Genomic DNA, 17,256 nt, shown 5'->3' with positions numbered 1-17,256 from the left:
GGTGAGCGTGTAGCGTTGTCGAAAGGCCCGCCCTGACTGTTCCGCCCTTGCGATGGAGCATCCGGGAGACGTCCTAGACAGAGTGTTCTTTTCCAGATCCGCAGCGGGGTTTCCTTGTTCAGAAGACGCAAACCGGAAGATGAGTCCAAACCTGCAGAGAACAGCAAGCTCGCAGGACAGCCCATTTTCCCCAACCGGCCGGACGCTCCCAGCCAGACGGCTCCCGCATCAGGATCCGGATCGCCCACCAGTCCCCAGCAGCCCAACCAGCAGAAGGACCCCGCTCCCATGGGTCGTACCCCTTTCCCGGCGCCGCCGTCCCCCAACTCTCCGACGGGCGCAATGCCGGCAGGGGCTCCGCGTCCCGGTGCGGCCGCTGTTCCGGGCGCACCGCGCCAGACCGGTCCAGAGCGCCGCACGCTCGTCGTGGGCCGCGGCATCAGCGTTCAGGGTTCGGTGCAGGACGCCGAGCGCCTCGTGGTTGAGGGCACTGTCGAGTCCAGCATGATCCAGGCGACCGAGCTTCAGGTCACGCATGGCGGCGTGTTCCGTGGTGGCGTTGAAGTCGAAGACGCGGAACTGGCTGGCACGATTGACGGGACCCTGACCGTCAATGGCAGCCTGACGATCCGCTCCACCGGCCGTCTGATCGGCAAGGTGAAGTGCCGTCGCCTGCAGGTTGAGGACGGTGGCCAGATCACCGGTCAGCTCGAAATGATCACGGACGGTGCGCCTGCCCGCCCGCTCGCCAGCGAAGCCCTGAAGGCCGAGCCGGCTGCCGGTGAAGGTGCCAGCGAAGCACCCTAATCCGTTTTCCGGACCAGCAGAAAAGCCCGTTCCCGGATTGGGGCGGGCTTTTTTGTGTCCGGGTCCTTTTCGCCGGCGGCAGAACATCGCACAGGGCCGCCCAGACAGGAGGAGAAACTCCATGACATTCCGTCTGCTCCCCGCAGTTGTCGCAGCCCTGCTGTGCACACCGTTCGCCGCATCTGCGCAGGGTCTTTTCGGTCAGGCTCTGACAGGCCAGACCACCCATGACATGCCTGCTTCCTGCGATAATGCCCGTTTCCTTGCGGACCAGCAGGGACTGGAACAGTCCGGCCCCACCCGCATCGATCTTCCCGAGCATCTGTGCGGACAGGTTCTGGCCATCTCACCAAAGGCCAAGCGGACCCGCAGCGGCTGGCATGGCTATTTCTATGTGTCAGTCGGGCAGGGTGTTTCCATCCGGATCGTCTCCGATCTGGACCAGATGAATGCTCCCCAATGGCCCTGGGTCAACAAGGGTGATCAGGTTGAGGTGCAGGGCCGGTACTATTACGACAGCCTGCGCCGTCAGGGCGTGGACTGGACCCATCACGGTACGAGCCGCAAATGGCGCTGGCCCGGATATGTCGTCGTGAACGGTACCCGCTACCAGTAATGAAAAAGGCCCGGAAGACGATGTCTCCCGGGCCTTCTCTTTTGAAGCTGGGCTTTAGTTTGTCGCTTCGTCTTTCTTTGAAGCGCCATCCTCGCCCTTGGGTTCGTCCCGGCCTTCGATGATATCGAAGTCGAGCGCCCCGTTCTTCATCCCGATCCGTACGGCACCACCCTGAGCCAGCCGTCCGAAGAGCAGCTCTTCCGCCAGCGGCTTCTTGATGTGCTCCTGAATGACGCGGCCCAGAGGACGCGCACCATACAGACGGTCATATCCGCGCTCGGCCAGCCATTCCTTCGCGCTCGAGGAGATCTCGATCGTGACATGACGGTCTGCCAGCTGGGCCTCAAGCTGAAGCACGAACTTCTCGACCACACGGCCCACCGTTTCCGGCGTGAGGTTGGCGAACGGAATGATCGCATCCAGACGGTTGCGGAATTCCGGCGTGAACAGGCGCTTGATCGCCTCTTCATCCTCACCGCTGCGTACGGTGCGACCAAACCCGATCGTCTCCTTGGACAGATCCGCTGCACCCGCATTCGTGGTCATGATCAGGATCACGTTGCGGAAATCAACGACCTTGCCGTTGTGATCCGTCAGGCGACCATGATCCATGACCTGAAGCAGGACATTGAACAGGTCCGGATGGGCCTTTTCAATTTCGTCCAGCAGCAGGACTGCATGCGGATGCTGGTCGATGGCATCCGTCAGCAGGCCGCCCTGATCGAACCCGACATACCCCGGAGGTGCCCCGATCAGACGGGAGATCGAATGGCGCTCCATGTATTCGGACATGTCGAAGCGGATCAGCTCAATCCCAAGCGAGTTGGCAAGCTGCTTGGCCACTTCCGTCTTGCCGACGCCCGTGGGGCCGGAGAACAGATAGTTGCCGATCGGCTTTTCTGCATCGCGCAGTCCGGCACGGGACAGCTTGATCGCAGCGGCCAGCGCGTCGATCGCCTTGTCCTGCCCGAAGACCATGTTCCGCAGATCCCGCTCCAGATGGCGCAGGGTCTCGCGGTCATCGGCCGAGACGCTTTTGGGCGGGATGCGGGCGATCTTGGCGATGGCCTCTTCCACGTCCTTCAGCGTCACCGTCTTGCGGCGCTTGTTCTCGGGCACGAGCATCCGCGCGGCGCCGACTTCGTCGATCACGTCGATCGCCTTGTCCGGCAGCTTGCGGTCATGGACATACTTGGCCGCCAGTTCGACGGCACCACGCAGGGCTTCGTCGGTGTAGCGCACCTTGTGATGCTTTTCGTAGCTGCCCTTCAGGCCGCGCAGGATCTTGACCGCATCCTCGATCGAAGGTTCCGGCACGTCGATTTTCTGGAACCGGCGGACAAGCGCCCGATCCTTCTCGAAATGCTGGCGGAACTCCTTGTAGGTCGTGGACCCGATGCAGCGCAGCGTCCCGGCAGCCAGGGCAGGCTTGAGCAGGTTGGACGCATCCATCGCCCCACCCGATGTCGCACCGGCACCGATCACGGTGTGGATTTCGTCAATGAACAGAATGGCGCCAGGGGTCTGGTCCATTTCCGTCACGACGGCCTTCAGCCGCTCTTCGAAATCGCCGCGATACCGTGTGCCAGCCAGAAGCGAGCCCATGTCCAGCGAATAGATCGTGCTGTTCAGCAGCACTTCCGGCACGTCGCCTTCCACGATCCGCTTGGCCAGACCTTCCGCAATGGCTGTCTTGCCCACACCCGGATCGCCCACATAGAGCGGATTGTTCTTGGTGCGGCGGCACAGGATCTGGATGGTGCGTTCGATTTCCTGATCGCGGCCGATGAGCGGATCGATCCGCCCCTCACGCGCACGCTCGTTCAGATCGACGCAATAAGTCGCCAGCGCGCCTTCCTTGGCACTTTCCTTGCGCTCTTCACGCTCGGACGTGTCCTTGGATGCTGCAGTTGCACGGCGTCCCGTTCCACGGTCCGGAGCCTTGGCGATGCCATGGGAGATAAAATTGACCGCATCGAGTCGCGTCATATCCTGCAGTTGCAGGAAATAGACGGCATGGCTCTCGCGTTCAGCAAACAGGGCCACAAGCACGTTCGCACCCGTGACCTCGTCACGGCCCGTGCTCTGCACATGGATCGCCGCACGCTGGATCACGCGCTGGAACGCTGCAGTGGGTTTGGGTTCCGTCGGCCGTTCTGCAGCGAGCCCCGCCAGATCCTTGTCGAGGAAATCGGTCAGGTCGGAGCGCAGCTTGTCGAGATCGATGCCACAGGCCCTGAAGACCGTCAGGGCATCGTCATCTTCTGTCAGCGCGAGCAGAAGGTGTTCGAGGGTTGCATATTCATGACGCCGGTCACCTGCGAATGTCAGGGCGCGGTGGAGCGTCTGTTCGAGCGTACGGGACAGCATGTGATGGCGCTCCTCTCGACCTCTCGTAAGAAAGGTATCTTGTCGCGGAGTAACGTGTAACGCCAGTCAGAAACGCAGATGGAAACAAGAAATTATCCTGGGTCCGCGCTTTTCTGCCTGTCAGACGGATCAGTCTTTCTCGATCGTGCACTGAAGGGGATGCTGGTTCTGGCGCGCCAGATCCATCACCTGTGTCACCTTGCTTTCAGCCACTTCATACGTGAACACCCCGCAGACCCCAACGCCACGCTGGTGAACCTGGAGCATGATGGCTGTTGCTTCGTCCCTGGTCTTGGCAAAGAAGCGCTCCAGCACATGCACCACGAACTCCATGGGCGTGTAGTCGTCGTTGAGCATCAGGACCTTGTACATGGAAGGTTTGCGCGTCCGTGTCCGGGGGCGCACCACCACGCTGATTTCAAGATCCTGATCCCCGTCTCCCGGGCCCAGTGGAGGAATGGAGTCGGGCAACTCCGGCCCCATGCGAGACATCATGCGCGTGAAAGCGACATCAGGACGGCCGTTCAGACAGGAGGGAAGATCATAAGAAGACATGACTGGTATGATATGGTGTGAATTTCCCTCTTGAGAAGGGCTGCCGGTCCTCGAAATAAGGTTTTTATGCGCCATCTGCCATGATGTTGCCTCCTTTGACCCCTGCTTACGAAAAATTAAGGAAAGTCCTTCAAAGCTGGTGGACGGGAAGTTTTCAATGCGCCTAGAGTACCAGTAATGCAGGGCTTCAGAGCCCAGAATTGTTCCCGCGACGATATTCCCGTTCAGAGGCTGTCAGACACATGCGTTTCCCGTTTCAGAAAGCTTTTCTGTTGTGCGCCATGACAGCCATGGGTCTGGGATCGGCCAAGGCACAGTATGCGGGGCACGTTTCTAGTTACGTGATGGATGCGAAAACCGGTGCCGTCCTGTCCCAGACAGATGCGGATCTGCAGCGTTACCCGGCGTCCCTGACCAAGCTCATGACGCTGTATCTGACCTTCCGCGCCCTTGAAGCGCACCAGATCAGCCTGGACGAGCAGGTGCCGGTTTCCATTCACGCGTCTGTTCAGGCTCCCTCGAAGCTCGGTCTTGTTCCCGGCACCCGTCTGACCGTGGAGCAGGGTATTCTAGGACTCGTGACCAAGTCCGCCAATGACGCGGCCTGCGCTCTCGGGGAATTTCTCGGTGGCGGTGATGAAGTCCGTTTCGCCCAGCTCATGACGCAGCAGGCCCGTGCACTGGGCATGACTAATACGACGTTCCGCAATGCTTCCGGTCTGCCGGACCCTGATCAGGTCACGACGGCGCATGATCTCGCGCTTCTGTCACAGCATCTGATCGCCGATTTTCCGCAGTATTACCACTATTTCAATGTCCCATCCTTCTACTTCCATCGTCGCATGGTTCCGAACCATGATCCGATGCTGAAGATCTATGCAGGCGCGGATGGTCTGAAAACGGGTTACACCGATCTTGCAGGTCATAATCTCATCACGTCTGCCCAGCGCGGCAATGTCCGTCTGATCGGCGTGGTCATGGGATCGTCCAGCAATACCCGCCGTTCGATGGAAATGGTGGCTCTGCTCGACAAGGGCTTTGCCGATGAAGGCATTGCGCCGCAGCCGCTTCTGCATCCTGCAGCGCCGTCTGGTGTCCTGATGGCGTCGGCCCGTCGTCGCGGCCGCTTCCATCAGAGCATTCTGCTTGCAGCATCCCGCCCGATGGAAGTCGCGGATGCACCAACGGCACCACGCCGTTATGGCCGGATTTCCCATCATGGCGCGGCTGTCCGCATGGTCAGCGTGCGTCATGTGGTTGCCCACAAGAAGCGCTCCCGGCACAGCTGATACTGAAAATCTGACCTGCCGCCTTGCGATCCAGCCCGGACAGACGCATTTTGTCCGGGCTTTTTGAAGATTGAAGGATCGGGCAGCAGATATGGACAAGCCACGGGGTATCGTTCTCTACGATCAGGACGATTTTAAACATCTGCATCGCGTCGGTCGTCTGACGGCGGAAGCTCTGGACATGATCACGCCTCATGTGCAGCCCGGTGTGACCACGGAAGAGCTCAACCAGCTTATCCATGACTTTACGATCGCTCATGGCGCCACGCCGGCCCCGCTGAACTATCGCGGCTATCCGAAATCCTGCTGCATTTCGATCAACCACGTCGTGTGCCACGGCATTCCGGGCTCCAAGAAGCTGTCCAACGGGGACATCGTCAATATCGATGTCACCTCCATTCTGGATGGCTGGTATGGTGACAGCTCGCGCATGTATGTCGTGGGCAAGGTTCCCAAGAAGGCCGAGAAGCTGGTCGATGTGACCTATGACGCAATGATGCGCGGCATTGCCCAGGTCCGTCCCGGCAACACGCTTGGCGATATCGGCCATGCCATCCAGGAATATGCCGAGGCCAACCGCTTCTCCATCGTACGCGACTTCTGCGGCCATGGCATCGGCCGCGACTTCCATTCCGAGCCGAACATCCTGCATTACGGCAGGCCGGGTGAGGGTGTGAAGCTCGTGGAGGGCATGGTCTTCACGATCGAGCCCATGCTGAACATCGGCCGTCCGGACGTGAAGATCCTTGATGATGGCTGGACAGCCGTCACCCGTGACCGCACCCTGTCCGCCCAGTTCGAACATCAGGTCGGCGTGACGGCCAATGGCTGCGAAATCTTCACCCTGTCCCCCAAAGGCTATACCAAGCCGCCTTATGGAGAGCCTGCATGAGAGCGTTCCCGCTTTTTCTCGCGACACTCCTGATCAGCGGTACGACGCTCGCCAATGCTGCGCCTCAGGCGCTCAGTTCCGCCCATGACCCGCTGGCGTTTGGTCCGGATCATGTCAGCGCCGGCATGCTGGCTTCGGGTCGTCACGGCATGGTGGTTTCCGCCCAGCACCTGGCCTCTGATGCGGGCGCGAAGATTCTGGCGCAGGGCGGGAATGCGGTCGATGCGGCCGTGGCTGTCGGATATGCGCTGGCCGTGGTTTATCCCGCAGCGGGCAATATCGGCGGCGGCGGTTTCATGACCCTGCGTCTGAAAACCGGCCAGACACTCTTCATCGATTTCCGCGAACATGCCCCGGGTGCTGCCACGGCCACGATGTATCAGGACGCTTCGGGCAAGGTCATTCCGGGTCTGTCCACCGAGGGCTGGAAAGCCGTTGCCATTCCCGGCACGGTCGCAGGTCTGGATTCCATCCTGCAGAAATGGGGGCATCTGTCGCGCGCCAAGGTCATGGCGCCTGCCATTGCGCTGGCCCGTGACGGCTTCATTCTGAATCAGGGCGATGCGGATCTCCTGCATACGTCCACGCGCTATTTCCAGAAAGACCCGTATGCCCGGGCGTTCTATCTGCGCCCCGATGGCACGCCGCTTCAGGCCGGTGACCGTCTGGTGCAGAAGGATCTGGCCAATTCCCTTGAGCTGGTCGCGAAGGACGGTCCCAAAGCCTTCTATGAAGGTCCGATCGCGAAAGAAATCGTGCGTGCCAGCACGGAAGGCGGCGGTCTGCTTCAGCCTGCCGATTTCACGTCCTATCACATCCGCCATCTCGAACCGATCCGCTGCACCTATCGCGGCTACACGATCGATACCGCACCTCCGCCGAGCGGTGGTGGCGTCGCGCTGTGTGAGATCCTGAACATCCTGTCCGGCTACGACATGCATGCGCTTGGCCTGCACACGGCACCGTCCGTGCAGCGTGAAGTCGAAGCCATGCGTCACGCCTATTCGGACCGTCGCGACCTGGGCGATCCGGATTTCGTGCACAACCCTGTCGAGCACCTGATCGACCCGGCCTATGCCTATCAGATCCGTCAGGGCATCCCGACCGATCATGCTCTCGCGTCCAGCACGCTCAGGGCAGGGGAGCCGCTTCCCGCTCTCGTCGCACAGGCGGCACCCGATACGCAGGAAAAGCACGAGACGACGCAGTTCTCAGTGCTCGATCATGATGGCATGGCCGTTTCCGCGACCTATACTCTCAATGGATGGTTCGGTGCAGGCGTGATGGGTGGCCATACCGGCATCTGGATGAATGACGAGATGGACGATTTTTCGTCCAAGCCGGGCGCGCCCAACATGTTCGGCATTGTCGGTTCGGAAGCGAATGCGATTGCGCCGGGCAAGACGCCCCTGTCGTCGATGTCGCCCTCCATTGTTTCGCGTGATGGCAGGACCGTCATGGTGATCGGCAGCCCGGGTGGGTCGCGGATTCCGACCATCACGCTCTCTGTCATTCTGGGTGTGATCGATTACGCGCTGGATATCCGTCAGGCCGTGGATCTGCCGCGAATCCACGAGCAGTGGGAGCCTTCGGCTGTCGAGCTGGAGCCCGGTGCGCTGTCTGACGAGACCATGCAGACCCTCAAGGCCGAAGGGTATGCCCTGTCGCCGCATCGTCCCTGGGGAGTGGCCGAAGGCATTCTTGCGGACCACCCGAGCCTGTCTGCGGCAAAGACCGGTCTGATCTATGGTGCGGCCGATCCGCGGCACATGGGCGGAGCGGCTGTCGGAGAATAAGACGGGATAATGAGGGCGCACTCTGATGATTGGGGGTTGTCAGACACCCCTCTCTCCGTGTTAGGAGAGCGCCGGGAGGTCGGCTTTGGACGGATACCTTGCCAACCCGGTCAGGTCCGGAAGGAAGCAGCCGCAGTGAGTTTTATCCGGGTTGAATGTCCGGCCTCCTACCTCACACAGATCACCGGACGCTCCGGTTTGTTAAACGCAGCGTCCCGACCGTTTCTCCACGGTCCCATCCTCAGTGCTGAGGGTCAGACAATTTCATGACTGATGAAAACGACGATCTCCCCCTGCCGCCCGAAAATGGCGGCGGCTTCTTTGGAGACGCGCCAGAGCCGGAAATGTCTGCGCCTCCGGCTGCCGAGGCCACGCCCTATCGCGTTCTGGCCCGCAAATACCGCCCGCAGACTTTCGATGATCTGATCGGTCAGGATTCCCTCGTCCGCATCCTGCGCCGTGCTTTCGAGCTCAAGCGTGTGGCGCATGCCTTCATGCTGACCGGCGTGCGGGGTGTGGGCAAGACGACGACCGCCCGGATTATTGCCCGCGCCCTGAACTGCGTTGGACCGGATGGCAAGGGTGGCCCGACGGCCGATCCCTGCGGCGTCTGCCCCAACTGCACGGCCATTCTCGCGGACCGTCATCCCGACGTGCTGGAAATGGATGCCGCCTCCCGCACCGGCGTGGACGATGTGCGCGAAATCATCGAGGCCACGCGCTTCCGTCCGATGCAGGCGCGGATGAAGGTCTTCATCATCGATGAAGTCCATATGCTTTCGCGCAACGCCTTCAACGCGCTGCTCAAGACGCTTGAAGAGCCGCCGCCGCAGGTCACGTTCATTTTCGCCACGACCGAACTGCGCAAGGTCCCGGTGACGGTCTTGTCGCGCTGCCAGCGTTTCGACCTGCGCCGCGTTCCGCAGTCCCTTCTGGCCGGGCATTTTCACAATATCGCCGTCAGGGAAGGGGCAACCCTTTCCGAAGACGCGCTTGCCCTGATCGCCCGCGCGGCAGACGGCTCCGTGCGTGACGGACTTTCGCTGCTCGATCAGGCCATCGCCCAGGGGGCCAGCGACGCCGATGCCGTGGCCGACATGCTCGGCTTGGCGGATCGCGGACTGGTTTTCGATCTGCTGGACGCCCTGATGGCCGGCAAGCCCGCCGACGCGCTGGACCTGACCGATCAGGCCTATGCCCGCGGTGCCGATCTCGGCGTTCTGCTGGCGGATCTGCTGGATCTGCTGCACCTGATTTCGCGCCTCAAGGCCATTCCGTCGCTTCGGGAAGGCCGGGATCTGCCGGAAGCCGAGCGTACCCGCGGTGCGGCTCTGGCCGACCGGCTGTCCAATGCCGTGCTGGGACGCGCCTGGCAGATCCTGCTCAAGGGTGTGCAGGAAGTCGAAACCGCTCCAGATCGCCGGCAGGCGGCCGAGATGGTGCTGATCCGCCTGTGTCACGCCAGCCTGCTGCCTACGCCAGACCGCCTGATCCGCCAGTTGACGGAAGGGGGACAGGACCTGTCGCTTCCGGCTGGCCCGTCCGGCCCGATGGGTGGCGGGTCTTCCACTGCGCCGTCCGGGGCGGTCAGCGGCATCGCGTCCAGCAGTGTCAGTGAGACCTCTGGTGGTCACGGGCCCCGCGCGCATGTCCGGCTTGTCGCCAATGGTGGTGAGATTGTCGAGCCCGGCATCGGTTACGCCGAGGCTGTTCCGGAGCCAGAGCCAGAGCCCGAGCTTCCGCCCCCGCCGCGCACATGGCGTGAGATGGTGGCGATGGTGGCGCGTGAGCGCGAACCCGTGCTGCACGGGTTGCTCCGCAATGCCGTGCATCTCGTGCGCTTTTCGCCGCCGGATGTGCAGATCCGCGCCGAGGAGCCTCAGGCCCGCATCGAACGCCAGCTTCAAAAACTGCTGGACCGCGTCTATCCCGGCCAGTGGCGCGTCAGTGCCTCGACGGCTCCGGGCGAGCCGACGCTGGATGAGCAGGGCGCGGAAGTCGTGGCTCTCAACCAGGCTTCGGTGGAGCAGCACCCGCTGGTGCAGGCCATCCTGAAGACTTTTCCGGGCGCGAAGATCGGGGAAGTGCAGGATCATTCTCTTGATGAATACGGCCTGCCGCCGGAAATCACCGTGCCGCTGACCGATGATGAACCGCCCGATCTGGAATTCGCGCCCCTGGATGCCGATTTCCTTGATGAAGACGATCTGAACCTGAACCGATAGGACGATACCGATGAAGAACCTTGCCGGACTGATGAAGCAGGCCAGCCAGATGCAGGCCAAGATGGAAGCCGCCCAGAGCAATCTGGCGTCCCTCATTGTCGAAGGCTCTGCCGGCGCTGGTCTGGTGACCGTCAAGCTGACGGGAAAGGGCGAAATGCGTGACTTGAAGATCGACCCGCAGCTGGCTGATCCGAGCGATATTGAAACGCTGCAGGACCTGATCGTTGCCGCCTATACGGACGCCAAGACCAAGGCTGAAGCTGCAAGCTCCGAAGCCATGCGCGATGTGACGGGTGGTCTCGATCTCCCGGCCGGTCTGAAGCTGCCGTTCTGATCCGGCTGACAGGAACTGCGCGCCTATGATGGGCCACGGCGACATTGACCAACTGATCACCATGCTCGCGCGCCTGCCGGGACTGGGGCCACGGTCTGCCCGCCGGGCCGCGCTGGCTCTTCTGCGCCAGCCGGAAAGCCGGATGCTGCCGCTCGCCCATCTGATGGAGCGCGCGGCTACGAGCGTGAAGACCTGCAGTTTGTGCGGTAATCTCGATACGGTCGATCCGTGCCATATCTGCACGGATGCAGGGCGTGACCGGGGTCTGATCTGCGTGGTCGAGACCGTGGGCGATCTCTGGGCGCTGGAACGCGCAGGCGTCCATCGGGGGGTCTATCAGGTTCTGGGCGGCACCCTGTCCGCGCTGGCCGGTCTTGGCCCCGATGACCTGAATGTCCGCCCCCTGTTCGAGCGGATTGAGGAAGGCGGGGTGCGGGAAGTTATTCTTGCCCTGAGCGCCACCGTCGAAGGCGCAACGACCGCGCACTGGCTTCAGGAACGCCTGTTACCCACGGGTGTGACCGTCACACGCGTGGGGCATGGTGTGCCCATGGGCGGCGCGCTGGATGTGCTGGATGACGGCACACTGGCTGCGGCTCTTACGGCACGCCGGTCTCTCTGACCATGGTTGCGCCTTTTCGGATTTCGCCGCGCGTTCCCCGTGTCGCTCTCGTCACGGGAAGCGCGCGTCGTATCGGTGCTGCTCTCGTGGAAATGCTGGCGGAGCAGGGATTCGCAGTCGCCATCCATTGTCGCGATAGCACGCACGAGGCCGAAGTCTTGCTGGAGCGGATCGGAGGCAAAGGCTGTGTCCTGCAAGCCGACCTGCAACGCGAAGAGGAAGTCGCGGCGCTTCTGCCCCGTGTTCAGGCGGCGCTTGGCCCGGTTGGCATCCTCATCAACAACGCCTCCGCCTTCGTCCGTGACGAAATGGGCAGCGTGACCCGCGAAAGCTGGGATCTGCATCTGGAAACCAATCTCCGCGCCCCGTTCGTTCTCTCACAGGCGATGGCGCAGGCGCTCCCTGAGGAAGCAGAGGGCCTGATCCTGAACATGCTGGACCAGCGTGTGTGGAACCTGACCCCGCATTTCGTCAGCTACACCCTGTCCCGCACGGGATTATGGACCCTGACGCAGACCATGGCCCTCGCACTCGCGCCCCGGGTACGGGTGAATGCGATCGGCCCCGGTCCGGTCCTGCCAGCCGTGCGTCAGAGCCAGGAACATTTTGACAGCATGTGCGCGCGAACTCCGCTGCAACACGGCTCCTCGCCCGAGGAAATCGCTCAGGCTGCGCTCGCGCTTTTCGCTTTGCCATCCGTGACGGGCCAGATGCTTGCGCTCGATGGCGGCCAGCATCTGAACTGGTCGCCCGCGTCCTGAACTTTCAGGGTCGGACAGCGGCCGGAAGATAATCTTCCACAACAAGGGAAATCGGAGCGCTGTCCGCACCACGCAGCAGAAGCGCGCGGTTTTCCAGAACGGTGCCGGAAGCTGCGCCCGGAAAACGGGTCTCGAGTCTCTGTCGCCGGAATGCCGTCTGCTGCACAACGCGCCCGAACGGCGTGTCAGTCTGTTCCAGCAGCGTGTTCATGGCCGGGGAAAGCCGCTCGGGCACATACCAGTTCCACGCATCCGACAGCACGGTCTCACCGCAGAGAAGCCGGACATGTCGCGTCATGACCTGATGGGTCTCGGTGACCTGCAGCAGGGTCAGGATCTCTTCCGTCACCGGCCGGTCCACGCTCAGGCGCAGTACCCGGATCGGGGAGGGGCAGCGGGCCTGAAGCACCGCCGTGGCACTGGGCTGGCCGTCAAGCCGGGCCCTGAATGCGCGAACGGCTGCGCTGTCCGGGGCAAAAACACCTTCCGGATCAGAACAGCCGCTCATCAGTGCCGCCAGAAAAACAGCGCAGAGGACTTTGGGGACAACCTTAGTTGTCGTCGCGGTCATCCTTGTCGTTCGGGACTTCGATGTCATTGCTGAGATCATCGTCATCGTCCAGATCGTCGTCCGGGGCGATCACATCATCATCGTCCTCGTCTTCGGCGACTTCCAGATCCACATCATCCTCATGCTCATTGGCCTGGGGCTTCGGATCCTTCTCTTCCGGCAGCGGAACCTCGCTGCGCTTGAGACGGGAATCGTCCGGCTGCGTCGTGCCGCATTTCGGGCACACCGCAGGGACGCGGTTGAGGTCATAGAAGCGGGCGCTGCATTCAACGCATGTCCGTTTCAGACCGAGTTCGGGTTTTGCCATTGTGCGGAGCCTGCTAATGCCTCGAATAAGGAACGCGGCCATGCCATCTTGCGCGCGCCCTGTCAAATCCCGAAGCATGATTCCTGACAGTTTTCAGGCGCATGACTGTGCCACCCCGGCATGATTCACGAGGTGATTGACAGGCGAGGGGAGCCCCAGCAAGAACATTGCCATGCAAGTCTCGCGCCCCCTGACCGTCTCCGCGTCCCCCAAGGGACTTTCCGGCCGCACCCGTGTTCCGGGTGACAAATCCATCAGCCACCGCTCGCTGATGTTCGCCGCCCTCGCTTCCGGCCGCACCTATGTGACCGGCCTGCTCGAAGGCGAGGATGTGCTGCGGACGGCGGACGCCATGCGCGCACTGGGCGCGACCATCACGCGTGATGGTGCGGACTGGGTGATCGAGGGGCGTGGCGTGGGCGCCCTGACCGAGCCGGCGGATGTGCTGGATATGGGCAATTCCGGCACGGCAGCGCGTCTGCTCTCCGGAATCCTGTCTTCCCATGGTTTCAACAGCATTATGACGGGCGATGCGTCCCTGCGCTCGCGCCCCATGCGCCGCGTGACGGTTCCGCTGGCGGCCAACGGTTCCGAATTTCTGACCCGCGAGGGTGGCCGCCTGCCAATGGCGATCCGCGGCACGGGTGAGGCCAAGCCGATCGAATACCGCCTTCCCGTCGCATCCGCCCAGGTCAAGTCCGCCATCCTGCTGGCCGGTCTGAACGCCCACGGCACCACGGTTGTGGAAGAGCCCGTTGCCACCCGCGACCATACGGAAAACATGCTCCGCCACTTTGGTGTCGAGGTGGATGTTTCCCGCTTCGGTGCCGGCGGACGCCGAATCGCCCTGACGGGTCCGGTGCGCATGACCGCCCGTGACGTCACCGTCCCCGGCGATCCGTCCTCCGCGGCTTTCCCGATCGTCGCGGCCCTGCTGGTTCCGGGTTCGGATATCTGGCTCGAAGGTGTGGGGCTCAATCCGCTGCGCACGGGACTGTTCACGACCCTGATTGAAATGGGTGCGAGCCTCTCCATCGAGAACGAGCGCGTCGAAGGCGGTGAGCCGGTCGGCGATCTGCATGTGCGTTACAGCAAGCTCAAGGGCGTGGATGTTCCGCCCGAGCGTGCGCCGTCCATGATTGACGAATACCCGGTTCTCGCCGTCGCCTGTGCCTTTGCCGAAGGCGCCTCCCGTCTGCGCGGTCTGGAAGAGCTGCGCGTGAAGGAAAGCGACCGTTTGGCGTCCACGGTTGCGCTGCTGAACGTGAACGGCGCCGAAACCGAGGTGATCGGGGACGATCTCATCGTGAAGGGCTATCACGGCCCCCTCGGTGGCGGCACGGTCCAAACCCACATGGACCATCGCCTCGCCATGAGCGCCGTCGTGCTTGGCCTTGCCGCCCAGAAGCCCGTGAACGTGGACGACACGGCTTTCATCGAAACCAGCTTCCCCGGTTTCGTGGACCTGATGAACGCGCTCGGCGCAGGGCTGACGCCGTGACAGTTCGTCCGCTTGTCATTGCTGTCGATGGTCCCGCCGCAGCCGGGAAGGGTACGCTCGCCAAGGCGCTCGCTGCAAAACTGGGGCTGCCCTATCTCGATACCGGGCTGCTCTATCGCGCCGTCGCCCGCCGGATGGTGAATGCCGGGCTGGACCCGGCTGGCGATGCGTCGGCTGAAGCCCAGGCCCTGCAACAGGCCGATCTGGCTCGCACGGATCTGCGCGTCCCTGAAATTGACCGGGGCGCTTCCCTCGTGGCGGCACAGCCCGCCGTCCGTGCCGCCCTCCTCGAACGTCAGCGCGTCTTCGCGTCCGAAACGGGCGCGGTCGTGGATGGTCGTGACATCGGCACCGTCGTTTTCCCCGATGCGGATGTGAAGTTCTTCATTACGGCTTCGCCCCGCACCCGTGCGCTGCGCCGCCATCATCAGGTCCATGGCGGGACTCCGCTGGAGGAGACCGCGCTTGAGGCCGCTATTGCCGAAATCGTGGCGCGGGACGAGCGCGACTCATCGCGTGAAACCGCTCCGCTGGTGCAGGCTCCGGATGCCATCCTGATCGAGACCGATACGCTCTCTGCCGCGGAGGTCCTTGAAAAGGCATGTGAAACCGTGGCCCGCCAGAAAGCGCGGAACTGACCTGCCGCAATAGCGCCCCAAAAACGGCTTTTTTTATTGACACCGCGCCGTCGCAGGGTGTTGGTGCACCGTATCACCCGGCCGCAAAGGCAGGGAGATGGTCTGTTCTGCGTCTGGCAGACAGGTCAAACAACCAACAACCCGATCTGACCGTTCAACGGCAGCGGGGAGACGTCCGGTCCGTCATGGATCTGGCGCAGACGTGGATATCCGCTCCGCCAAGGAACGGGCATCCGGGAATATAGTATCTACATGGCTTCAGCCACTCAGACCCCCACGGCCAATCACGGCACCGAAGATTTCGCAGCCCTTCTCGAAGAGACCCTGGGCCGTGACACCGGCTTTGACGGCTCCGTCGTCACCGGCCGCGTTGTCCGCCTGACCGACGAATTCGCAATCGTCGATGTCGGCCTCAAGAGCGAAGGCCGCGTGTCCCTCAAGGAATTCGGTCCGGCCGGCGTTGCCCCGGACGTGAAGCCGGGCGATGTCGTCGAGCTTTATGTCGAGCGTTACGAAGACCGTGACGGCTCCATCGTCCTGTCGCGCGAGAAGGCTCGCCGCGAAGAGGCATGGACCGCCCTGGAGCGTGCATTCGCCAACAACCAGCGCGTCAACGGCACGATCTATGGTCGCGTCAAGGGCGGCTTCACGGTTGATCTCGGCGGCGCCATGGCGTTCCTTCCGGGCAGCCAGGTTGACGTCCGTCCGGTTCGTGACGTCGGACCGCTGATGGGCCAGCCGCAGCCGTTCCAGATCCTGAAGATGGACCGCGCCCGTGGCAACATCGTTGTCTCGCGTCGTGCCGTTCTCGAAGAGACCCGTGCGGAACAGCGCTCCGAGCTGATCCAGGGCCTGAAGGAAGGCATGATCCTCGACGGCGTCGTCAAGAACATCACCGACTACGGTGCGTTCGTTGACCTCGGCGGCGTTGACGGCCTCCTGCATGTCACCGACATCGCCTGGAAGCGCATCAACCACCCGTCCGAAGCCCTGCAGATCGGTCAGCCGGTTCGCGTGCAGGTCATCCGCTTCAACCCGGACACGCAGCGTATCTCCCTCGGCATGAAGCAGCTTGAAGCTGATCCGTGGGAAAACGTCGCCATCAAGTATCCGGCTGGTGCACGCTTCACGGGCCGCGTCACGAACATCACCGACTACGGTGCATTCGTGGAGCTGGAGCCGGGCGTCGAAGGTCTGGTGCACGTTTCCGAGATGTCCTGGACGAAGAAGAACGTCCATCCGGGCAAGATCGTCGCCACTTCGCAGGAAGTCGACGTCATGGTTCTGGATGTGGACAGCGCCAAGCGCCGCATCTCCCTCGGCCTCAAGCAGGTTCAGCGCAACCCGTGGGAGCAGTTCGAGGAAGAGCACAAGGTCGGTTCGATCATCGAAGGCGAGATCCGCAACATCACCGAGTTCGGTCTGTTCGTTGGTCTTTCTGCAGACATCGACGGCATGGTTCACATGTCCGACCTGTCCTGGGACGAGCCGGGCGAAACCGCCATGTCGCACTACGAGAAGGGCCAGGTCGTCAAGGCCAAGGTTCTCGACGTGGATCCCGAGAAGGAGCGTATCTCCCTGGGCATCAAGCAGCTTCAGGAAGATCCGGCAGCTGACACCCTGTCCCGCGTCCAGAAGGGGGCTGTCGTCACCTGCGTCGTGACGGCTGTTCAGAGCAACGGCATTGAAGTGAAGGTCGACGACGTCCTGACCGGCTTCATCCGTCGCGCCGAGCTGGCCCGTGACAAGGCCGAGCAGCGTCCGGAGCGTTTCGCAGTTGGTGAAAAGGTTGACGCCAAGGTCGTCTCCGTTGACCGCGCGTCCCGCAAGCTGGCCCTGACGATCCGCGGCCGTGAGGTCGAGGAAGACAAGCAGGCCATCAACGAGTACGGGTCTTCTGACTCGGGCGCATCCCTGGGTGATATCCTGGGTGCCGCCATCCGTCGCCGTAACACGGACGCCTGAGCTTCCG

At 62.4% G+C, this 17,256-nt stretch carries 16 protein-coding genes and 1 other RNA gene; 13 read left to right on the top strand and 4 right to left on the bottom strand.

Translation table 11 applies throughout. The features are described 5' to 3' along the window. Positions 1-114: 114 nt before the first annotated feature. Positions 115-807 carry a polymer-forming cytoskeletal protein gene (locus ACJ2A4_RS06140; protein WP_408874036.1) on the top strand — a complete coding sequence of 231 codons (693 nt, stop codon included), beginning with the start codon at positions 115-117 and terminating at the stop codon, positions 805-807. Positions 808-928: 121 nt separating this feature from the next. Further along, positions 929-1,423, top strand: coding sequence for a DUF3465 domain-containing protein (locus ACJ2A4_RS06135; protein WP_155721200.1), 495 nt, complete (start codon positions 929-931; stop codon positions 1,421-1,423). A 54-nt stretch (positions 1,424-1,477) separates the two neighbouring features. Here ACJ2A4_RS06135 and clpA read toward each other — a convergent pair whose 3' ends face one another. Both clpA and clpS read right to left on the bottom strand, forming a co-directional pair. Beyond that, positions 1,478-3,793, bottom strand: coding sequence for an ATP-dependent Clp protease ATP-binding subunit ClpA (gene clpA, locus ACJ2A4_RS06130; RefSeq protein WP_062507961.1), 2,316 nt, complete (start codon positions 3,791-3,793; stop codon positions 1,478-1,480). 129 nt (positions 3,794-3,922) lie between these two features. Beyond that, positions 3,923-4,288, bottom strand: a complete 366-nt coding sequence (clpS, locus tag ACJ2A4_RS06125) for an ATP-dependent Clp protease adapter ClpS (protein WP_408874114.1) — start codon at positions 4,286-4,288, stop codon at positions 3,923-3,925. A 302-nt stretch (positions 4,289-4,590) separates the two neighbouring features. Between clpS and ACJ2A4_RS06120 the strand changes: the two genes are divergently transcribed. From ACJ2A4_RS06120 to ACJ2A4_RS06085, 8 genes are all read left to right on the top strand, one after another. After that, positions 4,591-5,637 (top strand): D-alanyl-D-alanine carboxypeptidase family protein, encoded by a 1,047-nt coding sequence (locus tag ACJ2A4_RS06120; RefSeq protein WP_194259651.1) that lies wholly within the window; start codon positions 4,591-4,593, stop codon positions 5,635-5,637. 91 nt (positions 5,638-5,728) lie between these two features. Then, positions 5,729-6,529, top strand: a complete 801-nt coding sequence (map, locus tag ACJ2A4_RS06115; protein WP_408874035.1) for a type I methionyl aminopeptidase — start codon at positions 5,729-5,731, stop codon at positions 6,527-6,529. Further along, positions 6,526-8,325, top strand: coding sequence for a gamma-glutamyltransferase (gene ggt, locus ACJ2A4_RS06110; protein WP_408874034.1), 1,800 nt, complete (start codon positions 6,526-6,528; stop codon positions 8,323-8,325). Before map ends, ggt begins: the two co-directional genes overlap by 4 nt. Positions 8,326-8,399: 74 nt before the next feature. Further along, positions 8,400-8,496: signal recognition particle sRNA small type (gene ffs, locus ACJ2A4_RS06105), an RNA gene on the top strand. A 95-nt stretch (positions 8,497-8,591) separates the two neighbouring features. Then, on the top strand, positions 8,592-10,550 hold the full coding sequence (locus ACJ2A4_RS06100; protein WP_408874033.1) for a DNA polymerase III subunit gamma/tau: 1,959 nt from the start codon (positions 8,592-8,594) through the stop codon (positions 10,548-10,550). A gap of 10 nt (positions 10,551-10,560) precedes the next feature. Then, positions 10,561-10,884, top strand: a complete 324-nt coding sequence (locus tag ACJ2A4_RS06095; protein WP_062497712.1) for a YbaB/EbfC family nucleoid-associated protein — start codon at positions 10,561-10,563, stop codon at positions 10,882-10,884. A 25-nt stretch (positions 10,885-10,909) separates the two neighbouring features. Further along, positions 10,910-11,506 carry a recombination mediator RecR gene (recR, locus tag ACJ2A4_RS06090; RefSeq protein WP_225197427.1) on the top strand — a complete coding sequence of 199 codons (597 nt, stop codon included), beginning with the start codon at positions 10,910-10,912 and terminating at the stop codon, positions 11,504-11,506. 2 nt (positions 11,507-11,508) lie between these two features. Beyond that, a complete protein-coding gene (locus ACJ2A4_RS06085) occupies positions 11,509-12,267 on the top strand; it encodes an SDR family oxidoreductase (protein ID WP_408874032.1) in 759 nt (252 codons plus the stop codon). 4 nt (positions 12,268-12,271) lie between these two features. On the opposite strand, the gene ACJ2A4_RS06080 is transcribed toward ACJ2A4_RS06085, so the two are convergent. Then, a complete protein-coding gene (locus ACJ2A4_RS06080) occupies positions 12,272-12,775 on the bottom strand; it encodes a chorismate--pyruvate lyase family protein (RefSeq protein WP_408874031.1) in 504 nt (167 codons plus the stop codon). A gap of 43 nt (positions 12,776-12,818) precedes the next feature. Further along, positions 12,819-13,145, bottom strand: a complete 327-nt coding sequence (locus tag ACJ2A4_RS06075) for a TIGR02300 family protein (RefSeq protein WP_062507949.1) — start codon at positions 13,143-13,145, stop codon at positions 12,819-12,821. Between the two features lie 172 nt (positions 13,146-13,317). Between ACJ2A4_RS06075 and aroA the strand changes: the two genes are divergently transcribed. From aroA to rpsA, 3 genes are all read left to right on the top strand, one after another. After that, entirely contained in the window at positions 13,318-14,646 is a 1,329-nt protein-coding gene (gene aroA, locus ACJ2A4_RS06070; protein ID WP_408874030.1) for a 3-phosphoshikimate 1-carboxyvinyltransferase, read from the top strand. Further along, on the top strand, positions 14,643-15,284 hold the full coding sequence (gene cmk / locus ACJ2A4_RS06065) for a (d)CMP kinase (protein ID WP_408874029.1): 642 nt from the start codon (positions 14,643-14,645) through the stop codon (positions 15,282-15,284). The genes aroA and cmk overlap by 4 nt, the downstream gene beginning before the upstream one ends. A 252-nt stretch (positions 15,285-15,536) precedes the next feature. Beyond that, complete coding sequence (gene rpsA / locus ACJ2A4_RS06060) at positions 15,537-17,249, top strand: 30S ribosomal protein S1 (protein WP_408874028.1); 1,713 nt, start codon at positions 15,537-15,539, stop codon at positions 17,247-17,249. Positions 17,250-17,256 lie beyond the last annotated feature (7 nt).

The organism is Gluconobacter roseus (genome assembly GCF_046058915.1).
Classification (GTDB): Bacteria; Pseudomonadota; Alphaproteobacteria; order Acetobacterales; family Acetobacteraceae; genus Gluconobacter; species Gluconobacter roseus_A.
Note: the sequence above shows the minus strand (reverse complement) of the source record. Positions and strands in the feature narration are given on the sequence as shown.

Bases quoted from the DNA above. Each gene is read 5' to 3' on its own strand.
- ggt (WP_408874034.1), top strand. From the start codon at position 6,526: ATGAGAGCGTTCCCGCTTTTTCTCGCGACACTCCTGATCAGCGGTACG.
- aroA (WP_408874030.1), top strand. From the start codon at position 13,318: ATGCAAGTCTCGCGCCCCCTGACCGTCTCCGCGTCCCCCAAGGGACTT.
- recR (WP_225197427.1), top strand. From the start codon at position 10,910: ATGATGGGCCACGGCGACATTGACCAACTGATCACCATGCTCGCGCGC.
- clpA (WP_062507961.1), bottom strand. From the start codon at position 3,793: ATGCTGTCCCGTACGCTCGAACAGACGCTCCACCGCGCCCTGACATTC.
- rpsA (WP_408874028.1), top strand. From the start codon at position 15,537: ATGGCTTCAGCCACTCAGACCCCCACGGCCAATCACGGCACCGAAGAT.
- ACJ2A4_RS06085 (WP_408874032.1), top strand. From the start codon at position 11,509: ATGGTTGCGCCTTTTCGGATTTCGCCGCGCGTTCCCCGTGTCGCTCTC.
- ACJ2A4_RS06120 (WP_194259651.1), top strand. From the start codon at position 4,591: ATGCGTTTCCCGTTTCAGAAAGCTTTTCTGTTGTGCGCCATGACAGCC.
- clpS (WP_408874114.1), bottom strand. From the start codon at position 4,288: ATGATGTCTCGCATGGGGCCGGAGTTGCCCGACTCCATTCCTCCACTG.
- ACJ2A4_RS06075 (WP_062507949.1), bottom strand. From the start codon at position 13,145: ATGGCAAAACCCGAACTCGGTCTGAAACGGACATGCGTTGAATGCAGC.
- map (WP_408874035.1), top strand. From the start codon at position 5,729: ATGGACAAGCCACGGGGTATCGTTCTCTACGATCAGGACGATTTTAAA.
- ACJ2A4_RS06135 (WP_155721200.1), top strand. From the start codon at position 929: ATGACATTCCGTCTGCTCCCCGCAGTTGTCGCAGCCCTGCTGTGCACA.
- ACJ2A4_RS06100 (WP_408874033.1), top strand. From the start codon at position 8,592: ATGACTGATGAAAACGACGATCTCCCCCTGCCGCCCGAAAATGGCGGC.
- ACJ2A4_RS06080 (WP_408874031.1), bottom strand. From the start codon at position 12,775: ATGAGCGGCTGTTCTGATCCGGAAGGTGTTTTTGCCCCGGACAGCGCA.
- ACJ2A4_RS06095 (WP_062497712.1), top strand. From the start codon at position 10,561: ATGAAGAACCTTGCCGGACTGATGAAGCAGGCCAGCCAGATGCAGGCC.